This window comes from Streptomyces sp. NBC_00647, from assembly GCF_045207245.1.
In the GTDB taxonomy this organism is placed as follows: domain Bacteria; phylum Actinomycetota; class Actinomycetes; order Streptomycetales; family Streptomycetaceae; genus Streptomyces.
Genome location: NZ_CP109040.1, coordinates 8910005 through 8931994, shown reverse-complemented (window position 1 = coordinate 8931994; position 21990 = coordinate 8910005). Strand labels below are relative to the sequence as shown.

At 67.0% G+C, this 21990-nt stretch carries 25 protein-coding genes and 2 pseudogenes; 12 read left to right on the top strand and 15 right to left on the bottom strand.

The window, feature by feature from the left end; translation table 11 throughout:
* Nucleotides 1-4: 4 nt before the first annotated feature.
* The 4 genes from OG788_RS39200 to OG788_RS39185 form a co-directional block, all read right to left on the bottom strand.
* Nucleotides 5-355 carry a hypothetical protein gene (locus OG788_RS39200; protein ID WP_406375711.1) on the bottom strand — a complete coding sequence of 117 codons (351 nt, stop codon included), beginning with the start codon at nucleotides 353-355 and terminating at the stop codon, nucleotides 5-7.
* A 156-nt stretch (nucleotides 356-511) separates the two neighbouring features.
* Entirely contained in the window at nucleotides 512-1240 is a 729-nt protein-coding gene (locus OG788_RS39195; protein WP_406375710.1) for a GntR family transcriptional regulator, read from the bottom strand.
* A gap of 107 nt (nucleotides 1241-1347) precedes the next feature.
* On the bottom strand, nucleotides 1348-1791 hold the full coding sequence (locus OG788_RS39190; RefSeq protein WP_406375709.1) for an ATP-binding protein: 444 nt from the start codon (nucleotides 1789-1791) through the stop codon (nucleotides 1348-1350).
* Nucleotides 1792-2080: 289 nt separating this feature from the next.
* Nucleotides 2081-2821, bottom strand: coding sequence for a GntR family transcriptional regulator (locus OG788_RS39185; protein WP_406375708.1), 741 nt, complete (start codon nucleotides 2819-2821; stop codon nucleotides 2081-2083).
* 79 nt (nucleotides 2822-2900) lie between these two features.
* Between OG788_RS39185 and OG788_RS39180 the strand changes: the two genes are divergently transcribed.
* Nucleotides 2901-3989 carry a DUF1152 domain-containing protein gene (locus OG788_RS39180; RefSeq protein WP_406376966.1) on the top strand — a complete coding sequence of 363 codons (1089 nt, stop codon included), beginning with the start codon at nucleotides 2901-2903 and terminating at the stop codon, nucleotides 3987-3989.
* Between the two features lie 17 nt (nucleotides 3990-4006).
* On the opposite strand, the gene OG788_RS39175 is transcribed toward OG788_RS39180, so the two are convergent.
* A complete protein-coding gene (locus OG788_RS39175) occupies nucleotides 4007-4429 on the bottom strand; it encodes a hypothetical protein (protein WP_406375707.1) in 423 nt (140 codons plus the stop codon).
* A gap of 1597 nt (nucleotides 4430-6026) precedes the next feature.
* Between OG788_RS39175 and OG788_RS39170 the strand changes: the two genes are divergently transcribed.
* The 6 genes and pseudogenes from OG788_RS39170 (at nucleotide 6027) to OG788_RS39145 (ending at nucleotide 10059) form a co-directional block, all read left to right on the top strand.
* A complete protein-coding gene (locus OG788_RS39170; protein WP_406375706.1) occupies nucleotides 6027-6191 on the top strand; it encodes a hypothetical protein in 165 nt (54 codons plus the stop codon).
* A gap of 607 nt (nucleotides 6192-6798) precedes the next feature.
* Nucleotides 6799-7281, top strand: coding sequence for a hypothetical protein (locus OG788_RS39165; RefSeq protein WP_406375705.1), 483 nt, complete (start codon nucleotides 6799-6801; stop codon nucleotides 7279-7281).
* 53 nt (nucleotides 7282-7334) lie between these two features.
* Nucleotides 7335-7433: pseudogene (locus tag OG788_RS39160) on the top strand (IS982 family transposase); the annotation flags it as partial.
* Between the two features lie 923 nt (nucleotides 7434-8356).
* Nucleotides 8357-8533 (top strand): hypothetical protein, encoded by a 177-nt coding sequence (locus OG788_RS39155; protein WP_356755303.1) that lies wholly within the window; start codon nucleotides 8357-8359, stop codon nucleotides 8531-8533.
* 425 nt (nucleotides 8534-8958) lie between these two features.
* A complete protein-coding gene (locus OG788_RS39150) occupies nucleotides 8959-9279 on the top strand; it encodes a hypothetical protein (protein ID WP_406375704.1) in 321 nt (106 codons plus the stop codon).
* A gap of 474 nt (nucleotides 9280-9753) precedes the next feature.
* A complete protein-coding gene (locus OG788_RS39145; protein WP_406375703.1) occupies nucleotides 9754-10059 on the top strand; it encodes a hypothetical protein in 306 nt (101 codons plus the stop codon).
* A 1135-nt stretch (nucleotides 10060-11194) separates the two neighbouring features.
* Here OG788_RS39145 and OG788_RS39140 read toward each other — a convergent pair.
* The 3 genes from OG788_RS39140 to OG788_RS39130 form a co-directional block, all read right to left on the bottom strand.
* The gene (locus OG788_RS39140; RefSeq protein WP_406375702.1) at nucleotides 11195-11596 is read right to left on the bottom strand and encodes a hypothetical protein; all 402 of its coding nucleotides are present in this window, start codon (nucleotides 11594-11596) and stop codon (nucleotides 11195-11197) included.
* A 263-nt stretch (nucleotides 11597-11859) separates the two neighbouring features.
* Nucleotides 11860-12231, bottom strand: a complete 372-nt coding sequence (locus OG788_RS39135) for a fic family toxin-antitoxin system, toxin component (protein WP_406375701.1) — start codon at nucleotides 12229-12231, stop codon at nucleotides 11860-11862.
* A complete protein-coding gene (locus OG788_RS39130) occupies nucleotides 12228-12482 on the bottom strand; it encodes a hypothetical protein (RefSeq protein WP_406375700.1) in 255 nt (84 codons plus the stop codon). Before OG788_RS39130 ends, OG788_RS39135 begins: the two co-directional genes overlap by 4 nt.
* A 300-nt stretch (nucleotides 12483-12782) precedes the next feature.
* Here OG788_RS39130 and OG788_RS39125 point away from each other — a divergent pair, with 300 nt between their 5' ends.
* Nucleotides 12783-13394, top strand: a complete 612-nt coding sequence (locus OG788_RS39125) for an ATP-dependent DNA ligase (RefSeq protein ID WP_406375699.1) — start codon at nucleotides 12783-12785, stop codon at nucleotides 13392-13394.
* On the top strand, nucleotides 13379-13522 hold the full coding sequence (locus OG788_RS39120) for a hypothetical protein (RefSeq protein WP_406375698.1): 144 nt from the start codon (nucleotides 13379-13381) through the stop codon (nucleotides 13520-13522). The genes OG788_RS39125 and OG788_RS39120 overlap by 16 nt, the downstream gene beginning before the upstream one ends.
* A 32-nt stretch (nucleotides 13523-13554) precedes the next feature.
* Here the strand turns inward: OG788_RS39120 and OG788_RS39115 are convergent, their stop codons facing one another.
* Nucleotides 13555-14535 carry an NADPH:quinone reductase gene (locus OG788_RS39115; RefSeq protein WP_406375697.1) on the bottom strand — a complete coding sequence of 327 codons (981 nt, stop codon included), beginning with the start codon at nucleotides 14533-14535 and terminating at the stop codon, nucleotides 13555-13557.
* A gap of 20 nt (nucleotides 14536-14555) precedes the next feature.
* Nucleotides 14556-15134 (bottom strand): PadR family transcriptional regulator, encoded by a 579-nt coding sequence (locus tag OG788_RS39110; RefSeq protein ID WP_406375696.1) that lies wholly within the window; start codon nucleotides 15132-15134, stop codon nucleotides 14556-14558.
* 33 nt (nucleotides 15135-15167) lie between these two features.
* Here OG788_RS39110 and OG788_RS39105 point away from each other — a divergent pair, with 33 nt between their 5' ends.
* Complete coding sequence (locus tag OG788_RS39105) at nucleotides 15168-15653, top strand: ester cyclase (protein ID WP_406375695.1); 486 nt, start codon at nucleotides 15168-15170, stop codon at nucleotides 15651-15653.
* Nucleotides 15654-16876: 1223 nt separating this feature from the next.
* Here OG788_RS39105 and OG788_RS39100 read toward each other — a convergent pair.
* From OG788_RS39100 to OG788_RS39085, 4 genes and pseudogenes are all read right to left on the bottom strand, one after another.
* Nucleotides 16877-17542, bottom strand: coding sequence for a hypothetical protein (locus tag OG788_RS39100; RefSeq protein ID WP_406375694.1), 666 nt, complete (start codon nucleotides 17540-17542; stop codon nucleotides 16877-16879).
* A 413-nt stretch (nucleotides 17543-17955) separates the two neighbouring features.
* Nucleotides 17956-18321 (bottom strand): annotated as a pseudogene (locus OG788_RS39095) (transposase family protein); the annotation flags it as partial.
* A gap of 442 nt (nucleotides 18322-18763) precedes the next feature.
* On the bottom strand, nucleotides 18764-19156 hold the full coding sequence (locus tag OG788_RS39090) for a hypothetical protein (protein ID WP_406375693.1): 393 nt from the start codon (nucleotides 19154-19156) through the stop codon (nucleotides 18764-18766).
* Nucleotides 19157-19170: 14 nt separating this feature from the next.
* Nucleotides 19171-20124, bottom strand: a complete 954-nt coding sequence (locus OG788_RS39085) for an FHA domain-containing protein (protein ID WP_406375692.1) — start codon at nucleotides 20122-20124, stop codon at nucleotides 19171-19173.
* 680 nt (nucleotides 20125-20804) lie between these two features.
* On the opposite strand from OG788_RS39085, the gene OG788_RS39080 reads away from it, so the two are divergent.
* A complete protein-coding gene (locus tag OG788_RS39080) occupies nucleotides 20805-21209 on the top strand; it encodes a hypothetical protein (RefSeq protein ID WP_406375691.1) in 405 nt (134 codons plus the stop codon).
* On the opposite strand, the gene OG788_RS39075 is transcribed toward OG788_RS39080, so the two are convergent.
* Nucleotides 21195-21404, bottom strand: a complete 210-nt coding sequence (locus OG788_RS39075) for a hypothetical protein (protein WP_406375689.1) — start codon at nucleotides 21402-21404, stop codon at nucleotides 21195-21197. The genes OG788_RS39080 and OG788_RS39075 overlap by 15 nt on opposite strands.
* On the opposite strand from OG788_RS39075, the gene OG788_RS39070 reads away from it, so the two are divergent.
* The gene (locus OG788_RS39070; protein ID WP_406375688.1) at nucleotides 21391-21966 is read left to right on the top strand and encodes a hypothetical protein; all 576 of its coding nucleotides are present in this window, start codon (nucleotides 21391-21393) and stop codon (nucleotides 21964-21966) included. The genes OG788_RS39075 and OG788_RS39070 overlap by 14 nt on opposite strands.
* Nucleotides 21967-21990: the final 24 nt, after the last annotated feature.

The following is a 21990-nucleotide window of genomic DNA, read 5'->3' as shown; positions in this document are numbered from 1 at the left end:
GAGATCAGTTCCCCTGTCCGACGGGGAAAGCACCCGGGACGACAGCGGCCGCCCGGTAGGCGATGCCGTGGCGGGCCTGCCCGCTGAAGACGCTCTCCCAGGGACGGGCGACGAGGCCGGGCAGGGAGACCGGGGCGCCGACCGCCAGGCCGTCCGTGATCCCGCTCTCCGGAACGGTCACCGCGATGAGCGACGACTCCCCCTCGTCGATGTAGACGACGCCGACCTTCATCAGCGCCTCCCCACTGACCGCGTCCTTGGCGATCTCGCCCGTCTGCCGGTCCTTGACCTTCGGCTCAGGGGCCTCGGTCAGCAGGATCGTCGCGGACGAGGTCTCAACTCGGATTGCACGCACAGAACTTCTCCTTCGTAGACACCCACCAGACGACCTGACAGGTTGACTTAGCAAGTTTAAAGTTAGGGATGCCAGGTTGACTTGTCAAGTGACTTCAGCGGCTTGCCGGCCGGGGCTCTGAGACGCCAACAGACCTATTCCTGCAGCTAGTTCGGCTCAGCCAAGGCGGTAGGTGTCTTCGAGCTCCTGCCGATCGGCAGGCAGAAGAACATCCGTGACCTGCAAGGCTTGCCCGGCAACATCGCACGCGACGACCAGCACGCTGAGCACCGGCTCCCCTTGAGGCATCGCCAAGAGGTCAGCCTCTTCCTGGCTTGCCAGTCGGGCCGAGACACGCTCGGTTACGTGATCGAAGCGAACCTTCCTACGCGCTTCCAGGTGTGCACGCTGGCCCTCTCGCAGCGGAGACGAGACAGAAAGATCGGTCCCTTCGACCAGGCCGGCCGGGAAGTAGGACGAAGAGAGCTCAACCGGCTCGCCGTCCTGCTCCACCAACAGCCGCCGAACCAGAACGCTTGCCCTCTTAGGCACCCCGAGGATGGAGGCGACCCTCGGAGGCACGGGAACCTGCTCGACCTGGACAAGGCGAACCTGAACCGAGGATTCGTCGCGCTCCAGCGCGTCACGTCCCCGCTGACCCTTCTGCTCGACAGCTTCCGGCCGTCCGCGAACGATGGTGCCGAACCCTTGCCGAGACTCCAGCCAACCATCCCGCTTCAGCAGCTCCAGCGCGCGGACGACAGTGGGCCGGGACATACCGAAGGCTTGGACCAGCTGGTTTTCACTCGGGACCCGGCTCCCAGGCGGGTACGTACCGTCCTCGATACGCCCCTGGAGCGTCTGCGCCAGCCGCACATACTTGGGTGCAGCCACCTCGTACGCCATAGCCCCGCCTAGTGAGAATCCGCCAAGTCAACCTGTCAACCAGCCTACTCACGTGAGTGGGTACTGAACACCCGCGGACGCGCCGACGCCGCAGATTCGGATCGACCTCACGGCTTCCAGGCTTCGTCGATCTGGAACCACACAACGGTTCCACCGAAGCGGCTGGGGCCGGCCGCCCACGAATCCGCCAGCGCGTCAACCAGGCAAAGCCCCCTGCCGTGCGCGTCATTGGCCCTGGGACTGCGCAGCCGCACGTCCGCCGGGAAGCCGGGGTTGTGGACGCCGACTCGCAGGGACTCTCCCAGGCGCGACCACTCAACGCGGACCCGCCAGGGCTCTTCGGCCTCCCCGTAGAGGATCGCGTTCGTCACCAGCTCGGAGAGCATCAGGACACAGTCATCGATCGAGCAGGCCAGGTTGTACGGCGCGGTGAACTTCCGGAACCATCGCCTGGCCCGAGCCACGGACTCGGGCACGGGATAGAGGGTCATGCCCCCGATCGGCGATGATCCGGCAACCGCGGCTTCGGACTCTTCACGCGCATCCGCCATGAGCGCCACTACTCCCTACCGGTGCCGTCACAGTCGAGACAGCGCCGCTTGGACGTAGCACGGACGCGAGCGTCGGTGGCGGAGAGCGCCAGGGCGGAGCGGGAGCTGACGTGCTTCCACCCTCGCCCCCGGCATCCACGGCAGACCGCTTCCCGCGAGACGTGCCGTAACTCCCCGCACTCCTGGCTCACGTCCGTGCCCCTTCCGGTCAAGTGGCCTTAGCCACTTACTGGATAGCGGCATTAGCCACTCGAAGCCACAAGCGGTTCGCGAAGAGAGCCGCGACTTTCTAGCTGATCGGGTAGCCCTGCTCGAACGCCCAACGCCCGGGCGGATACGTGGCCTCGGCAAACTCCAGAGGCCGATCCTGCATGTCATGGACCACGTGGTGGACAATCAGGACGGCTGCTCTGGGCTCAAGTTCGAGATCAGCGGCCTCGTCCTCGGTCGCCAGTCGGGCGCACATCCGGTCCTCGGCATAGCTTCCCTGGCGACCCGTCATGCTCTCGACGTACATGAGCGTCCCCTCCTGAATCCGTTCAGGGTCAAGGAGCTTGGGGGCCCGCTCGCCGACATCGACACCGAACCACGACGTCGAGATCGTGATGGGGCCGGACTCGTTCTTGGTCACCCGGCGGCGATGAACAGCTCGGGCTCCGACCGCCAGACTCAGCGCATCGGCCACGTAGTCAGGGGCTTCCAGCCAACCGGCGGAGGTGATCACCGCGTACTCGCCCGGCGTGTAGATCTTGCCGGTCTGCTTGGCGCGGCCGTAGAGCTCCCGAGCGCGCCGATTCACCGCGAGGCCCCGCACGTAGGTGCCCGAACCCTGGCGCTTCTCCACCAGGCCTTGGTGACTCAGGGCTTCCAGCGACCGAGCCGCCGTCGGGCGTGAAACGCTCCAGTCGGCGGCCAGTTGGCGTTCCGACGGGACCTCGTCGCCAGGCCTCAAGTCGCCTCGCAGAATCTGATCGCGGATGTGGTGTGCGATCTGGAGGTACTTGGGCTGGGTCTCTTCGATCTGCGGCATCCGAGCCCCTCCCTAAGTGGCTATGACCAGTAGCCACTATAGGGTGAGTGGCCAGCAGGGGAACCCGTACGCTGCGAGGGTGACCCGCTTGATCGTGGCAGCAGGAGGAGGGGGCGACGCAGTCGCCGCCGCAATGCTCGACGCAGCCCTTTACGGAGGCGGCGACAGTCCGGCGGTGATCCTCACGTACGCGTGGGACCGCCTCCTGATCGATCCAGTGCCAGGGCCACGAGGGCCGGCGAACTTTACGGGCCTAGGTCCGTACACGCGAAGCGTCTGGACAGTCCCGGCCGACGCGAAGCCCATCGCCCCCGCAGGCTCAACACTCCCCCGGCTGGCAGCCGAGCTCCCCCACACCTTCGCTCTGATCGACCCGACGCACGGCGCCGAGGGCATCACCCGCCAACTCGAGGAACTCATCGAGAATCTGGCCCCCGAGTCCATCGATCTCCTGGACGTGGGCGGCGACATCCTCGCCAAGGGCGACGAACCCACCCTGCGCAGCCCACTCGGCGACGCCCTCACCCTGGCCGCATGCTGCCAAGTCGACGCGCCTGTGCGGCTCTTGATCGCCGGACCGGGCTTGGACGGAGAGCTCCCGGCAGAGCTGCTGGCCGACCGTATGGGCACGACAGCCCTGACGCTCACGGCCGAGCACGTCGAACCGATCAGCTCGGTTCTGGAGTGGCACCCGTCCGAGGCGACAGCGATGCTGGCGGCCACGGCCCGTGGCGTCCGGGGTCTCTGCGAAGTCAGGGACGCCGGCCTGCCGGTCCCCCTCACCGACGAAGGCCCCACCGTCCACGAGGCGGATCTGGACGACGCTCTCAACCGCAACGAGCTGGCACGCGCCATCCTCGCAACGGAGACCCTGGCCGAGGCTGAGCAATACAGCCGCGAGGTCTGCGGCTACTCGGAGATCGACTACGAGCGCAACAAGGCCGCTTGGCTCAAGGACCAGTCGCTGACCGACCTCGAGCCCGAGTCAGCCCTGTCCAAGCTCATGCAGTTCGAGGCCGAGGCTCAAAGCCGCGGAGTCACCCACACGACGTTCCGGCGTCTCACCGAAGCCCTGCACCTCAAGGGCTCTCAGCGCGATGGCCTGCGCCAACTCCTCCTCAACAGGCAACCGGAACGGTATTCAGCGCCTCTCTGGGCAGTGAGTTGACAAGCCCAGGAGTTACCTCAACTCCGTGGAGGACTCGAGGTCTCCGACGTCCAGCGCTCAAGCCTGCGACGCATGGCTCCAGGGGGATTCTGCTTGACCAGGCGATACAGGTTCTCGTAGTAGCCCTGCCATTGGACCTCATCCGCCGGCCCTCCATACCTGAACCTGCGGTGAGCAAGCACAAGGGGTTCCATGTTCTCCCAGGTGGACACAACAGACCCGCCCAAATAGCCCGAGACTGGGCCAATGTCGACTATCTCGTGAGCAACAAGGGCTCCCAGGTTGTCGTAATACCAGGCGAGGTCGCGTACCAGCTTGCGCTTGTCGGGCGGCAGGCTGTTCAGGCCCTCCGAGACGTCATGTCCGGGTAGGTCTTGGTGCACGAAGAGACGCGCCTCTGCTAAGTGATCACTGCGATGCTCGCGGAACAGTTCGACCAAGACAGGCAACGTGTTGGCCTGCCTAGCCAGAGTCAGTTGACGATACGAAGTCGCTCCCGACACCAGCAGAGCCACAACGGAGACAATGACAGCGGCCACATTCACTAGCCCCCCAAGCAAGCCCAAACGCCGATCGTGTGCCCTAGGCTGCCCGACCGATGTGCGGGAGACACCTATTCCGGCCGGGTGAGAGTCGGCGACGGGCCCCGATAGCTGGCCAACAAGGCGACCGATGGGCACAGCTGCGGCGAGGTAGGCGACCTCGGACATCATCCGAGACAGGACAGCCTCCCAGCCGACGCCTGAGTAACAACTTTCTCTACTGGTTCAAGAGCCCGCGCACGGCGCGGGTGCGCGCCGCCTCTGCGGCGCGGCCTGCCTCCTGTCTGCGCCCCGGCTGGCCGCGCCCGGCGGCGCGCTGCGTGCATGCGGGCGGAAGCGAGAACGTCATCCGCGGGTCATAGACGTGCCTCCGGCGGGGGCGCTCAGACTCTGGGATGGAGGGGGCGCCGTACGCGAGTGCCGGCCGGTTCGTGGTGAGCGTGGTGGGCTCCCATCCCGTCCACCATCGCCCCAGGCAGAGCCGAGCAGACGCGGCCCATGGCGTCCAGGTCGTTCGTACAGTGGCGCGCTCCACCTGGACGCCATGAACCACGCCCGCTCCACGGTGTGTGGGTCGACGGCGGACGGGATGGGAGCTGGGGAGGGCGGTCGGTGAGGTTGTGTCAAAAGCTGGCCTGGACCTATTGGCCGAGAGTCAACGCCCTGCTTTACTTCGCACATGTTTTCGGCGATCTGCGGCGCCCTCGGCGTGCTACTCGGGACTGTGGCTGTCCGTAGGCGAGCGAAACAGGCTATGGCTCGGGTCAATGCGGGGCAGCCAGCCCTCTTCCCGATCGGGGCCAAGCGGCCGGACTTGAGTCACCGATGGAACTTGGGCCGAACGCAAGCCAGTGCTGAAGAGTTCCGATGGGAACCTCGCTGGCCGTGGACGCGGCTGCGTGAACTCCCGGCAGACCTGCAGTGCGTCCGCACACGTGAAATGACCTTCCGCGAGATGCTGTGGCTCCCGGACGGCGCCTTGGTGATCGAGTGCGAATCGTCTGATGGACCCGTGTGGCTGTGGGTCATGCCCGTGCAGGTGAAGCACGTAATAGCGATGATCCGGCGTGGCTGGTGACTGTGCCATTCTCGTGTGGATCCGGACCAGAGCGCTGGTGATCGAGTGTGAATCGTCTACTGGGCCTGTACGGCTATGGGCCCACCCGAGGCAGGCGGTGCACGTTGTGGAGATGATCCGGCGTGCAAGTAGCCCGAACTCGTCGAACACCCCGGTTCCTGACGTCAGCAGCTGACACCCGCAGGCGCGAAACAGCCGCGGTCGAGGCTGGACCTCAGTAGACAGCTAGTCGAGGCACAAAGCGGGTTGGCCGAGGTCGACGTCCCCGTTGATCGACCTGCGAAGGATTGACCCGGGCATTAGAAATCCATCGACCACGCAATATTGTGCCGAACGAGGAGGGGTTTAGTGACCGAGCGGAACCGGAGAGGCGTTGTCTGGTGGCTCCAGGTGGCGCTGACGGGCTACTTTTTGATCATGCTGGCATGGAAAGCGATCGACGACCCATGGGCGAGGATCCCGCTGGCTGTAATACTGATCTTCTCGGCGTACGTCTTTGGGCACGTGATGGGCTTCCGGTCGGCCAACCAACGACAGCCCCGTCCTGACGAACGGCCCACCATCAACGACGGTGGCAGCTAATGGGCGTTTAGCCCAAGCCACTCCATCCACCTCATCTCCGACCGTGCCACTCTCGTGCCAGAACGGGCGGGGGCTCAAAGGGAATCGCGGCACGCAGCGGGCAGTACGGCCGCACTGCGCCAGACCAGGGAACCCGCAGCTCGGTCCCGTGACCGCCCAACCTCGCTCCTAAAGTGGTGATCGGCTGGCAGGACAGGCGGCTGTACAGCATCGAAGTACAGCAACCATCGCGACCAGACCCGACCACCACCGGCCCTGAGCGACCGCCTGACGTGCCCGGCAGACCTCAGTGACCGTCGCGCCCATAGTTCGCATCGAGGGGGCCCGCGCCCGTGCCACATCCGTGCCAGAACGGACGGGGACTCACGGGGAATCGAGGTTAGCCAGGGCGCTTACCGCCCCACACTGCCCAAGGCCAGGATTCACAGGTTAGACCTGTGGTCCCCCAACCTCGCTCCTAAAGCGGTAATGCCCACGCAGCCCAGCTCACGGCCCCGCCACATCTACGCCAGCGCACTCATCTAGGGCCCCCCTGAGTGCCGTTGTCGGTACGGTCGTCGGTGACTGGGCCCTGCTGCCCGTCATGAGATGACGACTTGGAGGCATTGTGTACCCGTTCGCTGCGATGACGGCCCAGAAAGTTGAACCTGCCCTGCGTGAACTGCTGGAGCTGTGCCGGCGACGCGAAGGCCGACCTGCTGGTATACACGCCTTGTTCGAAGCGACCTGCTCCATCGGCGGCGACAACGACACGTCCTACGTCCGGGTCAGTGTGGAGAGGCTCCCCCGCGACTGGGTGAAGATCTATGTGTATGCGTGGAACGTCGGCCACGACCTGGCGCGTTATGTCGGAGGTAACCCGCCACCGAGTTGGAACGACGAACTGCTCCGACTGCGCGGACCTGTGAGCCCGCACCAAAGCAACTCCAGCTGGCGCGTCGCCGAAGCCCTCTGTGCGCTGGTCGGAGGCACGAACGTCGCCAGGCCAGAAGACGGCCTCGCGTCCTTCTCTCTCGCATTGAACAGCGCAGTCGCCCCGAAACCTCCTGGCGAACAGTCATCCAACGCGCCGCTGGATCCGCCGAAGTAGTCGTCCGACCCCTTTGCGATTGATGAGACCCCGCGGGGTCACCGTTGACTACCCGCATTGGCCAACGACTCCTCGCCCTCGCAGCCGCCATCTGGCACAACTGGACCACCGGCGCCAAGATCAAACGATCCCCGATCGCCCACGACCTCTGAGAACATCGGACTCAGTCATCTAGCCCGATCGCTGGCCGTCGCGGGCCGTTCGAGGCCAGCCAATGGCGACCAACGTCGACAACCCACGACAGTACGCCGCAGGTCATCACGTTGATCACATAGATGGCCCCCGGTCAGCGGGGCCCGCGTCACTTCTTCGGCTACTGACCTCGTGGAGGGCACCTCCCCTGCCAGGATCGGTCTGTGATGGAGTCTTCGAGAGTCGCGAGATTGAGCAGAGCCCTCGACTGGGCGGGGTTGATCCCGTCCAGTCTCCTACTGGCGATCGGCATCAAGGACTAACGCGACGGCGGGGCTGTGGGATGGCCGATCGGCGGAGCGCTACTCGTTCTGATCAGCATCTGGGTGGTGTACCGCGGGATGAGTCGCCGGGGTCGTAACACCGCCGCTTCACGGTAGGCGTACAGCAGCGAAGTACCGCAACCCCAGCAACCACCACCGCCCGCTACCGTCCCTCCAGGGCTTCGTAGCGGCCGGTATGGCCGTCGCTGACCGATCCGGCTAGATCTACGGATCAGAAGGTGCCCGCGCCCCTGCCGTACTCGATCTACCGGGAACTGACAGGGAGCCACGGTGGTTGACGGACAGCGCACAAGAGAACGGCCCTCGACCGCCTGGTCAGGGGCGACAGGACTGTTGCCCTTATACGTCGATCAGTGGGCGACCAAGCCAGCCAACCGGGTGACTCAGCCACCTGTTCGATTTATGAATCCATCTAGGAGTAGGACCTCGCCTGTGATGCTGTGATCGGGCCACCCGACCACAGCTCGGCGTCAGCCAGCCCTGTTCAGCCTGGCCATCCATCGATGATGGAACACCCTCGCGGCCCCTTTGCACCCCGCTCTCGCCCTGGCTGCGGTCGAGGGAGGACCATAGGAGTTGAGTGAGCAAGGGAGCCCACCATGAAGACCGGAGCCTCGGACTACGACCGCTGGCTGTACTCTCACACCCCCTCCCAGGCCGAGGGTGAGCGTGACGAACCGGCCGAGCGCGCAGCCATAGATCAGCACCCCGACGTCCCCAGGACCGAGCCGTCCCAGGCCGAGGGCGAGCGGGTGGACGACACCAGGACCACCTGACCGCCGACAAGCGATCAACGAACGGCGCCTGATGGTCTGACTGCGTGACAACGCCGACGTATGACGGCACACGCCTGCGGACAGCCGCGGCAGGCAAGCAACCCACCGTCCTGGGTGGAGCATCCACTCAGGTGCTTTGGGACGAAGAGGCGGTCCGTGGACCATCCGTGGACGAGTCACGTGTTACTGATCAAGCAGACGCCTGTGACCTGCGCACACGCCCAGGACCGAAGGGCCCTCCGGAGGGGTGTGTGGACGGTCAGTGCCGACGGGCACGCCGTCCTCGACTGGAACCATCCGGGGTCGATCGACGAGGCAGCGGTGGCACACGCCATCGACGCGGCGCTGCTGCGCCCCGGCGTGCTGCTGGTGGTGGTCGAGGGCCTGTTCGCGCTGTCACTGCCGTCCGTGGTCCGGCGGGCGGCGTGGCGGGTGTACGTCGACACCCCGACGACATACGCCTGGCCCGCAAGATCCTCCGGAAGATCGAGGCGCAGCGGCAGGACCCCCGGCTGTCCCTGCGCAACTATCTGCAGTCCGGCAGGGACCGCCACGCAGCCCACGTCGCGCCCTCCCGGACAGCGGCCGATCTGGTCGTGGACGGGACCGCGAGCGAGGCGGAGATGCTGGCGGCCGTCATGCCGCTGATCGGGCCGGCCCTCGCGCCGCCGCCCACGGCGCCCTCGCGGGCACGGGGGGTGTGCGGTGAGACCCGTACCCCCGGGGTCCCGGCGTTCGCGCTATGACGTACCCGGGCGCACCGGCCCCGGCGAGAGACACCGCGTGATCACGCTTCAGGCAACACAGCCCAACCCCCGGCGGGCTCTCAGGCGAATCACGACCGATCCAGTTCACCCGCAGCCAGGCTCTTTTCCGTTTCGCCCGGCACCGCATGTGCTCTTCGCGATGCTCCACGACGGCACCTTCTACGCCGACGCGCCTGGGCGAGGACGGTCGCCTTCATTTCGTCGGGCGCACCACTGCCCTCAGTCGCGAGACTGCGGTCGGCGTCGGACATCTACTCCGTCTGCAGACGGGGCAGCATCCGTGGGCAGGCCGCCGGTTCTCGGCGCGCTGGGGCAACACGGTGGCGGTGTGGTCCGCGCGGGACCGCCGGTGCGCCGGGCCTGACGCGGAAGCCCGGCGATCACCTGCATTTTCACGAACGAGAGGGGTACTCGCGCGTCACGCCACACCCGCGCGAGGAAATGGAGGACGCCGTGAGCGAGCCCCGCCCGCAGGGCCCCGGGACCGGCGAGGGGCCAATGCCGAAGCCTGTACCCAAGGACCTGCCCGATCAACAGGCCGCACCCGACGAGGACCCCCTGGACGTCGTAGGCGAACCCGGGCAGTCGGCCCAGAGCCGCCGGACCGGCGCGGAGCGCGCGGAAGGCGAAGCCGAGAACTCGGAGAAGCCCGACGCAGAGGTCCCCGACGCGGACGAGGCGGGCACCGGCCCCAGGGGCGCCCCGCACTCCGGCAGCTCCCGCCCCGAGCACCCGGTGCCGGACGAACCGACGGACTGACACCCTCACGCTCCGCGGACGCTCACGCGGGTGACGCGGGCAGCGAGGGCCCACGACCGGCTCCGGGCCGGGAGGAGGTCCTGAACCGGCGACCGTATGCCACCGACTGGGAGCCGCCGGACTTGGGGACGGTCACGGGGCGCCGTCGTGCGCGGGCTCAGCGCTGTCGTACGCGGCCTCACCGCCCCGCACGCCGAACGCCCCGTCACCGTCCCCACGGAGGAGGCCGCCCACGCCTGCCTCACCATTCTGCGGGCCCGAGAGCTGGACGTGGAGGAAGAAGAAACGGATCCTCCCAGCTCATCCACTGCAGCCGCGCCGAAATCCGACGCTTGATCACCCGCCTCACCCATCGGGCACCCGGCCCCGGTCGACCACAGTCTGCCGGTGACCGAAAGTAGACCCACTCGTCAACGGAGCATTGATCTCCATTATCGCTCCCGGCCCTGACGACTGCCATATTCCCTTGACCCTGTGACCGCGCCTTCCCCGAATTTCCCATGTTGGGTGGGATTGACGCGCTCGGACTTGGATTTAGCTGTTGCTCCTCATTCGCAGGCGACTCGTCCACCGAGGGATTCAACTCCAACTCTGAAATTGTCGGAGTGGGAGCAGGTCTGGTTCGCTCGGCCGATATCGTTACTCCATGCTCCTCCTGTGAAGTCAAGGAAGAAAACCCGCCAGTGAAAAGCACGGTGAAAACCGCAACGACAATTCCTGCTAGAATTGGGCCAAAGGTGGCAGGCCAATAGAAGGTCGGTTCACGCCAAAGGGGAGTGCTCCCGCCTCCGGTGCTCATTGGCCCCCCTTAGACCTTCGAATTCTGGGACATTGAGGATGTCATCGGAGCGGCTGAAATAGGGCTAAATGAACGACATAAGTGAGAGTCGACGTCGGTTCTGTTCCGGTACGACCAATCCCCGCATGCGGGTGAAGAGCGGTGTGAGTCCGAGCGGGTCGCAGCCCTACGCCGCTAGCAAGGGATCGTGTTCCCGAAGATCGCGGTCGCTGCCGCCTTCCTCGCCCTGCCGTTCACCGTCACCCCCGTCCATGCGCCCGATGCGCGCACAAAGTCGTTGCCGATGTCCGAAGCGGTTGGTCTTCTGTCGGCGGCCGCCGAGTCCCGTGACGGCTATCAGCGCAGCAGCTTCAAGCACTGGGTCGACGCCGACCGCGACGGCTGCACCACCCGGGCAGAGGTCCTGATCGCCGAGTCGCGCGTGGAGCCGACGATCGAGACGGGCTGCAAGGTCACCGCGGGCCAGTGGTACGCCCATCCTTCCGGGACCGCCACGAGCGCGAGGTGCACCTCGGTGCCGTGCTTGTGCGCGGCGTCGAAGAGGGCCTGCAGCACCTGCAAGCCCGCTAGGTCGAGCGCGCCAAGACGCACACGCCACGTCTGCGTCGTCGGGTCGTATCCGGCGATGGGGCGGAGCATGTTCAGCTGCTCGCGCCAGTCCGGGTCGGCGCCGTGCGCGGCCTTGCAGGTGGCCTCTAATATCCACGCAGTGTCAGGAGAGGTCGGCGAAGTGGTCATACTGCGACGGTAGTTGCCGCCACTGACACCGTGGCCGAGCGGATGCGTCAGGGACGGGCGTGGAGCAGGGCGATGACGGCGGCCGGGCACGCGCGGGAGCGGTCCCAGACGGCGAAGTAGTCGGTGTTCATCTGCCTGGCCTCCTGGTACAGGCCGACTCGGTCCGGATGCCGCTGCCGCGTCTGAGGGGAAGCTTTACACGGCGGCTCATCACGGCGCCAAGACGATCCGGCGTGGCTTGAGAGGGTCCCCAGGGGGTCCGGTCAGGGCTTCCAGGTCCGCAGGAACGATGTGATCCGGTCGGCGGTGCAGCGCGGGTTGTTCAGTTCGTGGGCGAGCGCGGTGAGCTGTTCGCGGGTGGGGTTGACGGGGATATTGCTGGCCTCGAGATACATGACGGCGACGGCGCAGGCCACGGTGAGGTTGGAACGCTCCAGCCAGCGGCAGCGGCCGAGATTGTGCACCAGAGCAGCGGCCCGGGCGTACGGGCCGTCGTACACGGCGGTGTCGAGGAGTTCGCCGCGGTGGCGGGCGACGGAGGCGATGGGCACGCCGTAGTCGTCGGGGGCCGGGTCGCGGTGCCCGGCCCGTTCCGCCACCTCGAGGATCCAGGATTCGTCGACGTGCAGGATCACGCGGCGCCCGCCTGCGGATCGGCGTACGGAGCATCGAGCTGCTGCTCCAGATCGTCGAGGAACGTGCCGTGCTCATCGATGAGCCGCTGGGCGGCCGTCATGCCGGCGGCGCGGACGCCGGTGGTGTCCTCGATGATGAGCCGCTCCACGTACCGGTTGAAGTCCAGCCGACGGGCGGCTGCGGCGGCCTTGCCGGCCGCGAGCACGCCCTCTTCCAGCCGGACCTGCGTCTGCCTCTTCGCGGTGTTCACACTCGCATGGTAGCAGGGTGGTAGCACGCGTGGGCGGGGAACGAGTATGACGACGTGCGGACAGCGCCCCGAGCCTGCGGAGCGCCCCTGGGCCATGAAGGACCAGCCTGTCTCCGAGTTCATCGACGGGACACGGACACAGCCAGGCGCGGCCTTTCGGCACGCGCGTACTCTTCGGGGGCGAAAGGAGGCAGAGGAGAGTCCATTCTGGTCCGTACGAGGACGGAACCAGCGGATCCTGGGGTCGGCTGATGCCCTGGGACGGTTGAACGCCACGTCCTTGGTGGTAGCGCTGAGCCCATGGAATGGCGACTGCCCGAGGCAATGCTGGCCAAAGCCGTCAAGGACCTCCCAACGGGTCCCTTCGCCTATGAGGCTAAAAGGGACGGGTTCCGGGCGATCCTCAGTCGGAACCCCGAGTACGCTGTGGAGATCCGTTCACGGCAGGGGACTCTCCTGAATCCCGGATTCCCAGAGCTCGCTGCTGCAGCCCGCGACCTGCCACCGGTCATCCTGGACGGCGAGATCGTGATCTGGCACGACGGCCGCCTGGCTTTCGTACGACTGCTGCGCCGCCTCAACCGGAGTCCGGAGTCCGTGGCTGCTGAGGTCCGTTCTACTCCAGCCCACTACGTGGTCTTCGATCTCCTGCGCGACGAGGGTGCGGGCGGCAACGTGCCCCGTCTCCCCTACCAGGATCGCCGGGCACGTCTGGAAGCCCTGTTCGCCGAGCATGAGCTCAAACCGCCGTGGACGCTGTGTCCCATGACGCTCGACCGGAGCGAGGCGCTGTCGTGGATGCGGGAGTGGGCTCCGGCCGGGATCGAGGGCGTGGTCGCGAAGCGACTGGCGGGCACCTACCAGGGCGGAGCGCGCGGCTGGGAGAAGGCCCGAAAATGGACGCCCTGGTAGACCTGCCGCCCATGGTCATCGCCGACCTGCTCGGCATCCACCCCAAGACAGCCGAACGCTGGGCCACCCTCGCCGGCGGGAACTGGTCCGAATACTTCGCAGCGCGACGGGCCGCCCCGCAGAGTTAGGCAGTTGAGCAGGGCATTGTTCCGAGTCCGCGCTATTGGGGGATGGTGACCAGGATGCGGCCGTGGCCACCGCCGGCGTCGACGTGGTCGTGGGCCTTGGCGATGTCGTCCAGCGGGTAACAGTCGCCGACGGCGACAGTAAGGGCGCCGACGGCGGCGGCAGAGGTGAGGTCGCGGACGGCCTGGCGCTTGGCCTCGGCCGGGAAGTCGTCGCTGCCGAGCAGCCGCAGGGTGACGTTGTTGAACAGCAGAGGCCAGAAGGGGATCTCAGTGCGATCCGTGCGGGTGGCGTAGGCGGCGATGACGGCGTTGTTGGCGACGACGGCGTTGTCGAGATCGGCGTTGTCGGACAGCGCGACCTCGATGATCCGGTCGACGCCCCGCGGCGCGTACGAGCGGATGGCAGCGGCGGGCTCGCCAGTGTCCAGGGCGATGGCGTGGGCGACGGCCGGGTCGACGCGGTCGAGGTCCGCGGTGCGGCGGACGGTGGCGATCACGGTGGCGCCGGCCCAGTGGGCGAGCTGGGCGGCCAGGGAGCCGACACCGCCGAGAACTCCGTGGACCAGGACCAGTTGGCCGTCGACCGGGCCGTCGGCGAAGACGGTGCGGTGGGCGGTGATGCCGGGGATGCCGAGGCTCGCCCCCAGCTCATCACTCAGATGATCTGGCAGAGGTACGGCATGGTGGTCAGGTACGACGGTGTACTGGGCGGCTGTGCCGAAGGGGCGGTAGGACTGGGCGCCGTATATCCAGACCTGCTGTCCGACGCGGCGGGCGTCGACTTGGGCGCCCACGGCGTCGATGACTCCGGCGCCGTCGCTGTGCGGGATCACCCGCGGGAAGGGCATGGACGAGCCGAGCCAGCCGCGCCGTTTCTTGGTGTCGCCGGGGTTGACGCCCGAGACGGTGACGCGGACGCGGACCTCGCCGGGGCCGGGGACGGGATCAGGGAGTTCGCCGACGTGCAGGACATCGGCGGCGGGTCCCTGGTCGTCGTACCAGGAAGCAAGCATGGGGGTACCTCCGTGGGCAGTCAGCTCGCGGGAGCGGCGGGCGCATGTGGATCGCTGTCGGTGCATGCGGTGTCGAATGCGGGCGGTTCCTCGCCGAGGGTCTCGCGCAGCCAGGTCCGTTCGGCGCGGCTGGTGGCGCGGGCGGTGAGCAGCATGCCCCGCCGGTAGGGGTCGGTGATCTCCTCGGCACGCAGGGGCCGCTCGTTGTCGTAGAAGAAGCTCGCCGGTTCGTCCAGGAACTCCAGCCGTCTGCGCAGCACCGCGTGCTGTTCGGCCGGGTCGGGCAGGTGGGAGAGGAACGCCAGGACGACGTAGAACCGGGTGAAGTCGGTGATCTCGTGGTCGGCGGGCTCGCGCAGGCGCTGAAGCATGTCGGCCCGCCCGGCCGCGGTCAGGCTGAGCATGTATCGGGACGCCCCCGCGTCAGGGGCGGCGCGCCGCTCGATCAAGCCCGCCCTGGTCAGGCGGTTGATCGCCGGATACAGGCTGCCGTCACTGACCGGCCGCGTATAGCCGGTCAACTGTGAGACGCGGCGGCGCAGCTCGTGTCCAGGCAGGGGTCCCTCGGTGAGGAAGCCAAGTATCGCGAGTTCCAGCATGAGTCCATCTTTGCACGCAAACATCGAATCGATGTGAACATCGATTCGATGTTACGCTCGCAGATACCCGTCCAAACGTCTCTGGAGAGGCACAGCAAGATGCCATCGCAGTCCACCGAGTCAGTGATGAACCGTTTCGTCGAGTTCATCAACACGGGCAACGAGGATTTCGCCCGCGAGGTCATTTCTCCGGACGCGGTGTTCCACGCGCCAAGCCACCCGGAACCACTGCGGGGGCCCGATGGGTACTTGGAAGTCATCGGGATGATGCGCAGCGCATTCCCCGACGTCCAGTGGACGCTGGAGGAGACGGTCACCGAAGGCGACACCGTGGCCGCGCGGTTCACCATGCGGGGAACCCACGACGGTGAATTCTTCGGGATCCCGGCGAGCGGCAACAAGATCTCGGTGCAGGCCATGAACTTCTACTACCTGGCCGACGGCCGGATCGTCGGCGAACGGGGCCAGCCCGATCTCCTCGGGGTGATGCAGCAGATCGGTGCCGTACCGGCGCCGTGAACCTTGTAGCGCCGGGTGAGCCTTCTGCCGCGCGGGATTGCCGATGCCGGTAGGGGGCCGTACGGCGCTGCGGCAGAGGGCGAAGGCCCGCACCGGAGCGCGGGCGGCCGGCGGGTTCACCGCAAGAGGCCGGTCTTCTTCTTGATTCGGCGTCTTCGCGCAGACAGCGCCCGTTGCGGCGAGAGCTTTACACCTTGTCACCGCTGACGTGACCGAGCCGAGTACGGAACTGCTCGCTCTACGGCGAATACTGCAACCCTCGAATAAAACGACAGTCCACCAGTGTGTCCGCCATACGAGCGACGCGATCGTCGGTGCGGTGACCGGACGTGTCCCTGCGCCGTCCAGTCTGCTGCTCGGCCGACTCAATGCCGAGGGCCGTCTGCACTTCGTTGGCCGCACCACGCCCCTCAACCGGGAGCTCGCTGCCAGCGTAGGAGGCCTGCTTCAGGAGCAGGCTGGCCGGCACTCGTGGACAGGGCGTCGGTTCTCGGCGGGCTAGGGCAGCACACAGACTCTCGACGTCCACCTCGTCCAGCCGGAGCTCGTCGTCGAAGTGAGCGTCGACATCTCCTTGGATGCTGGCGGCCGATGGCGTCACCCCGTGCGGCTCGTACGCGCCCGACCCGACCTGGAACCCTCCGGTGTCCCGTCTGTCGGTGAGTGCTGCAGGGCGACACCAGGAACGGCGCAACCGTCGCCGCCGGGCCCAGCGCTCCTCGACCAGAGGCGTGGCTTGATGAGCCTTTGCGTGGACGAGGTGGGGCCACAACCAGGAGGCATCCTGGCCCTCGCGTCCGTCTTCTGCTGGTCAGGGGATCTCGAGAGGGCTTCGACTATGGCCTTGCGAGTCTCCTCGATGCGGGCGGGATCACGTTCGCCGTCACCCGCGCTGCGCCTGCTGCGCCGTTCTTGAGTCACCTCAGGGTCGTTTGACGAATTCCCGCTTGAGCTTCGGATCAGGCGGGACCGTGATGCGCACAACACCGTGCGATGGCGGGCCAGTACGCCCACACACCCGGCTCGCCACCATCCACCCCCGAACAGCCTCGAACGACCCCTGAAACGACGAAGGGCACTCCTGCCAAGGCCCCACCACACGGGAAGAGCCAGAGCCACAAGATCGCACGAGCTGTCCGCCAAAGACCGCAAGCGATAACTGGAGCTCATTCAGCGGCAATTGATAGCGGCAGTGAGGGCGTCTACGAACCCGTCCGTGGCGCTCAGCGAGCGTCGGCTGTGGGGATCTCGCCACGCTGGGCTTGCTGTAGGCGTTTGGCCTGCATGCGCGCCAGGGACAACAAGGTCTCGGGGGAAGCTGTCGCCTCCTGGGTGTAGACCATCGCGACCACCACCGTGTCGACCCGCATCACCATCGAGACAAGCGGCTGCCCGCTGTACTTGTGAAAACCGGTCCGCGCGATGCTCTCATCGCCCACCTTAGGCATGGAGACCTCCCGGTCCTTGGGGCCGGCAAACGAGGCCCTTCGTTGCTCGAACCCGGACCGGGCAGTCCCGCTGTCGTCAAATGCTGATGCCTCGATGTAGACGTTGCCCGTGCTCTCGGCGTTGTCATACTGCACCGCCGCATTGCTCCTCTTGCCTTGGCAACCGCCCTTGGGCCTCCGGCACGGCGCGTCCCTGGGGGTGTCACGACCTTGAAGCCGTGTTGCCCCCGCCTTCCAACCGGTGGGCATGCTTTGCAGATCAGGCATAGCTTGTTTGAGCCGGGAAAAGTCGAGCGGCACCGCACGATCTCGAGACACCGCGGGATTGCGCGGCTTCCCGCCGCTGGAACCCGCGCCCTCGCTACTGCAGCCTGAAGCCAGCAGAGACACGGCTGTCACTGTCAACAGGCACATACCCATCGCCAACCGCTTCTTGTGCATCAGTTCCCCCTCCATGTGCAACCGCACCGCAGCATAGGGACGAGTCGACACAGTATGGGGAATGATCAGACGACCCCACCGTGTTGGGCTGCGCTTCGCCCCCTGTCAGAGCCTCGATAGCGAGCCGCCAGCCAGTGCCCCGCCCCGGTGGCCACCTCACTGGCGAGGTAGAGGGCCGCCCCGGCAATCTCCTCCGGCTCGGCCGGGCGACCTGCCGGAGACGTCTTGGTCAGGGCGTCGAGTGCGGCGGCGGTGCTGTCCCCGGTGCGGATCGGGCGCATGCTCCGCTGAAGTCTGTGAAGGCTGTACCAACGCACTGTCTTCCAGCGGATTTGCACGGCAGGTGGGAGGGATCGAAACTGGTGAGTGAGGGCGGCCGCTCCGGCAGGCATTGTGAGCTGTGAGCGAGGCGATCACGTTGATGTGCCCTCCTCCGCGGTTGCGGCTGCTCGGTCAGTGCCGGCTGGAACTCGTAAATGATCTTTGAGTTGCACAACCTCGCCCTCGTGGACTCCGTCGCCTTTGAGGCGGCAGTCGCGGAGGATCTGCCAGGTCTTCATCCGGGCGAAGACGTGCTCGACGCGGGCGCGGACCTGCTTGTGGGACTTGTTGTGTGCTTCCTTCCAGTCGGGCAGGTCTTCGCCCTTGCGTCGGCGATGGGGCATGACGAGTCCCGTGCCGGGACAGCCGCCGTCGGCGATCGTGAGTGTCCTGCCGACGGCGGCCTTGGCGCCTGATTCCTCCCACGCCTTGCAGTCGTTGCGGTTGCAGCGCGCGGGCAACGGTCTCGCCGGGGCCCGTTGCTGCCCGACTGCGGCCGGCCTGCTGCTCGTGCAGCACGCTTGTGCTGTACGGGTCGTGCGAATACTGCGCGCCAGTCCCCGACATCGAGCAGCAACCGGCCTTGCACCCTTCACCACCAGGAGCAGCAGCTGGTTGCACAACGGGCGCTGCACCGCGCAGGACAGGAAGGGTGCAAGAGACTCCAGGAGCAACCCCTTGCAGCAACGGCAGACTCCACCGGGGGCGCCGGGGCCCCAGCGAGGACGGCCTGACGACACCGAATCTCGCACCCCAACAGTGGTTACCGAGGTCTTTTTGTTCCGTCTTCGGTGGTGACAGATGGTGATCCGTGTGGTGAGCGGCTGAGGCCGGGTCTTGTCGGACCCGCGTGGCCCGTGTCCAACATCCGGGGTCAAGGCCCTCGTCAGCCTCCTCCCATCAGCCTGCGATCGCCCGCAAGATCGGCTGGCCGAGTGCGCCGAGCCAGCCCGCGAGCGCTCCGAGCGGCCCGATCAGCCCGGTGCCGGCCGCGGCCAGCGCACCCGCCGAGGACAGCAGCCGGGTGATCCGGCCGAGCCGGCCCGCCACTGCCTCCCGGTCCGGCTCCGGCCGGGCGACCTCCTCGTCCAACGAGTCCAGCTCGGCCCGCACCTCGGGCTCGATTGCTGGCGGCAGCGCCGTCCGCTCGATCGACGCCCTCAAGTCCCGGACCAGGCCGCGCACCTCCTGCCCGCCCGCCGTGAAGACGGCCGACTGGCCACCGTGAACGGTCTGGTTCCCGGCGACGTTGTTGACCACGCCGCCCTGCTGGTTGCCGATGTTGAAGGCCATGGCTCCCCATCTCCTCACCGCTGCCGCCAGGACGCCTGCCGCTCGGCATCCTCGAAGCGGCGGCGCCGGGACGTCGTCACGATGTGCAGAACGATCCCGATGACCATCAGAACCATCCCGATAGCCGCCATCGCGAACCCGACCGCCCCCACCGGCACCCCGGCCACCTTCGGACCGAGCAGCTCCGGGGAGGAGTCGAAGGTCGAACTCCCCGACGAAATACCGTCGTTGGTCCCGGCAATGAATCGAATGATCACCCAGCCGTAGATCCCGCCCCCGACCAGAAAGACCAGGAAGCCGAGCATGATCAGGTGTCGTGCCCTGGTACGGGTCGCGGCGATCTCCTTGAAAAAGCTCTCGCGCTGCGCCTGCTGAACGTAGTTGTACTGGTCCCCGGCAACGTTGCTCAGCCGGTCGGCCTGCTGCTCCCCGATGTCGAACCGCCGCTCGCCGCCGGGCGGCATACGGCCGGCCTCGCGCGGTGCCGGGCGGCCCGGCGGGCCGGCGGGTGGCGGCCCTGCCGCGGGAGCGCCGTGAGGCGTGGGCCCGGGCCCAGGGGCGGAGCCCCAGCCCGGCATGGTGTCCGAGGTACCGCCCGGGGTGCCGCCGGCTCCGGGCTTCGGGGCCTGAACGGTCCGGTCGGCGGCGCGCAGGTCTTCGTAATGCACCTCTAAGGGCCCAAAATCCAGCACGTCGCCCGAGTGCAGCACCTGCTGCCCGAGCACCGGGTGCCCGTTCAGCATGGTGCCGTTGGTGGAGGCGAGATCCTCGACGGTGGTCCGGCCCGAGGCCCGCCACACCACCGCGTGCCGTCGGCTGACGCTCGGATCGCCCACCTGGATCTGGCAGTCGGAGTCCCGCCCGACCAGCATCGGCTGGTCGTCGAGGACGAAGACCCGGCCACGCAGCCGGTCCGGGCGGTCGACCACGAGGTGCGGTAGGTCGCGCTCTCGCAGAGGCGGGTCCATGGCACGACCTCCTGCCTTGGCAAAACATCCGGCGTCGGGCGAAACGATTCGCTCGCCTAGTCCGGTGATCCTCACCTTCCAGTAAAGGCCGATCGGCCCCGTCCTGCCACAGCATCCCGGACGGCCGGAACTCGGCAGTGCGCTCGGCCGCCGTCCCCTCGGTCCGCAGCCCTCCGATCCCGACAGGCTGGCCTCCGCGACTCCGCCCCGTGCCCGTCCGGCCGCCCGCCTCTCCGCGATCCACGGCGCCTTGATCCAGGACGCGACAGCACCGCCGTGATCGCGCCGAAGGCCAGGCCGCGGGTCAGGTCACCGTCTGTGCTGCCCGTCCGCTCGCCCCGGCCCGCTCGACAGGCAGCCACGTCGGCGTCGGTCATCCGGTACAGCACCAGCGCCACAAGCAGCATGACGCGGGTACCGGGCCGCTTGGCCTCCGGCACGTCGGCCAGGGCCACCCCGGCCGGGTCCCCGCCCAATCGCTGGAAGCCGATGCTCTCCCACAGCGCGGCGATCTTCTTCTTCGCCTGGCGCCGCCACGCCTCGGTGAGCTGCTCCCGGTCCTCGGGGTATTCGCCCATGTCCGGGTACACCGCCACCGCACAACAGCCGCCGGACAGGCGGCGGATCGCCTCGGCCGCCAGGATCGGTCCTAGCCCGAAGCCCCTCCATGCCCTGTCGAGATGGACACGGTCGAGGATCAGCAGATCACCGACGCGATGAGTGACCGCCTTCTCGAACGCGGTGAACCGCCTCGGGACAACCTGACAAGGGACGAGCGGCAAAGGCTCTGGAAGTACAAGCAGCGGATCGTTGCGGGCGAGATGCAGGACCGTCGTGCCACGCGTGAGCAGGACAGCTGGCCGAACCGTCCAACGCGATCAGGGGCCGAGCAGAACAAGGCGCCCCAGTTTCCGCTTGTCTGGGTACGCCCGCCCGAGCTGGATCGAATTCAGGAGCAACGCCAGGCCGCAGCAGCGCGGACCCGGGCGGCAGCAGAGAAGAAGCGGCAAGAACGCGCGACCATGGACCGGATAGAGCCCGTGGTGGACATGCTGCTGGGGCGCTGCGTGTCAGGACGGCTGTGAGGGGAGGCGGTACTCGTATTTGCGGGGGCGCAGGTCTTCTTCGGCGGGTTCCCAGTCCTGATGGTGGGTGACGGTGTCTCCCGTGGCGGTGTAGGGGTCGGTGCGGGTGTAGACCTTGATGTCGCTGACGACGTACAGGTCGACGGTGTTGTTCTGATCGCGGGCATGGAGGACTTCGTTGATGGTCAGCTCCACGCTGGTCGCTGCGCCGGTGGGTGCCTTTGACTTCGACGTGGCGTTCCTCGCTGCCGCGGGTGCAGCGCAAGTCGTAGGGCTTGCCGAGGCGTTCGACGTTCCAGCCGCGGCTTTCGTAGTAGGCGACGGCATGGTCTTCGGGGTGCTTTTCGATGGCGGTGCGCTTTTTCGGGTCGGAGATGTAGCCGGCGCCGCGGCGGCGACGCTGAGGTTTCTTCTTGCCCTCGACCTGATCGGCGGTGAAGCCAGGGGATTTATCGAGGGGAACCGTCTCGGGTTGGGCGGGGTCGATGGGGATGCCAGCCTGCTGCAGAAGCGGCAGTGCAGGCATGGGGACGAGTTTGCCCATACCGCGATCGGTGCCGGAGCGGCGGATGGCATCGCTCCCAGCTTCGGTGAGAGGACCTCCCGGACCCAGGGGCACATCGTGCAGGACGGCCAAGGGCTCAATACCAAAGCGGCAGGGGTACTTGATGCGCTGCTCGGCCTCTTCGTCAGGCCAGTGCCAAGCCGTACCGGTGTAGAAGCCACCTCACTGACGGGGCACCAGTTCGCACGGTGACGGGGCCAGGCAGGCAGGATCGGC

What these genes read in the sequence shown, in the direction of transcription:
- OG788_RS39195 (WP_406375710.1), bottom strand. Translation starts at nt 1,240, where the DNA reads ATGGCGTACGAGGTGGCTGCACCCAAGTATGTGCGGCTGGCGCAGACG.
- OG788_RS39190 (WP_406375709.1), bottom strand. Translation starts at nt 1,791, where the DNA reads ATGGCGGATGCGCGTGAAGAGTCCGAAGCCGCGGTTGCCGGATCATCG.
- OG788_RS39185 (WP_406375708.1), bottom strand. Translation starts at nt 2,821, where the DNA reads ATGCCGCAGATCGAAGAGACCCAGCCCAAGTACCTCCAGATCGCACAC.
- OG788_RS39170 (WP_406375706.1), top strand. Translation starts at nt 6,027, where the DNA reads ATGCTGGCATGGAAAGCGATCGACGACCCATGGGCGAGGATCCCGCTG.
- OG788_RS39155 (WP_356755303.1), top strand. Translation starts at nt 8,357, where the DNA reads ATGAAGACCGGAGCCTCGGACTACGACCGCTGGCTGTACTCTCACACC.
- OG788_RS39140 (WP_406375702.1), bottom strand. Translation starts at nt 11,596, where the DNA reads ATGACCACTTCGCCGACCTCTCCTGACACTGCGTGGATATTAGAGGCC.
- OG788_RS39125 (WP_406375699.1), top strand. Translation starts at nt 12,783, where the DNA reads ATGGAATGGCGACTGCCCGAGGCAATGCTGGCCAAAGCCGTCAAGGAC.
- OG788_RS39120 (WP_406375698.1), top strand. Translation starts at nt 13,379, where the DNA reads ATGGACGCCCTGGTAGACCTGCCGCCCATGGTCATCGCCGACCTGCTC.
- OG788_RS39115 (WP_406375697.1), bottom strand. Translation starts at nt 14,535, where the DNA reads ATGCTTGCTTCCTGGTACGACGACCAGGGACCCGCCGCCGATGTCCTG.
- OG788_RS39110 (WP_406375696.1), bottom strand. Translation starts at nt 15,134, where the DNA reads ATGCTGGAACTCGCGATACTTGGCTTCCTCACCGAGGGACCCCTGCCT.
- OG788_RS39100 (WP_406375694.1), bottom strand. Translation starts at nt 17,542, where the DNA reads ATGCACAAGAAGCGGTTGGCGATGGGTATGTGCCTGTTGACAGTGACA.
- OG788_RS39090 (WP_406375693.1), bottom strand. Translation starts at nt 19,156, where the DNA reads ATGGCCTTCAACATCGGCAACCAGCAGGGCGGCGTGGTCAACAACGTC.
- OG788_RS39085 (WP_406375692.1), bottom strand. Translation starts at nt 20,124, where the DNA reads ATGGACCCGCCTCTGCGAGAGCGCGACCTACCGCACCTCGTGGTCGAC.
- OG788_RS39080 (WP_406375691.1), top strand. Translation starts at nt 20,805, where the DNA reads ATGGACACGGTCGAGGATCAGCAGATCACCGACGCGATGAGTGACCGC.
- OG788_RS39070 (WP_406375688.1), top strand. Translation starts at nt 21,391, where the DNA reads ATGGTCAGCTCCACGCTGGTCGCTGCGCCGGTGGGTGCCTTTGACTTC.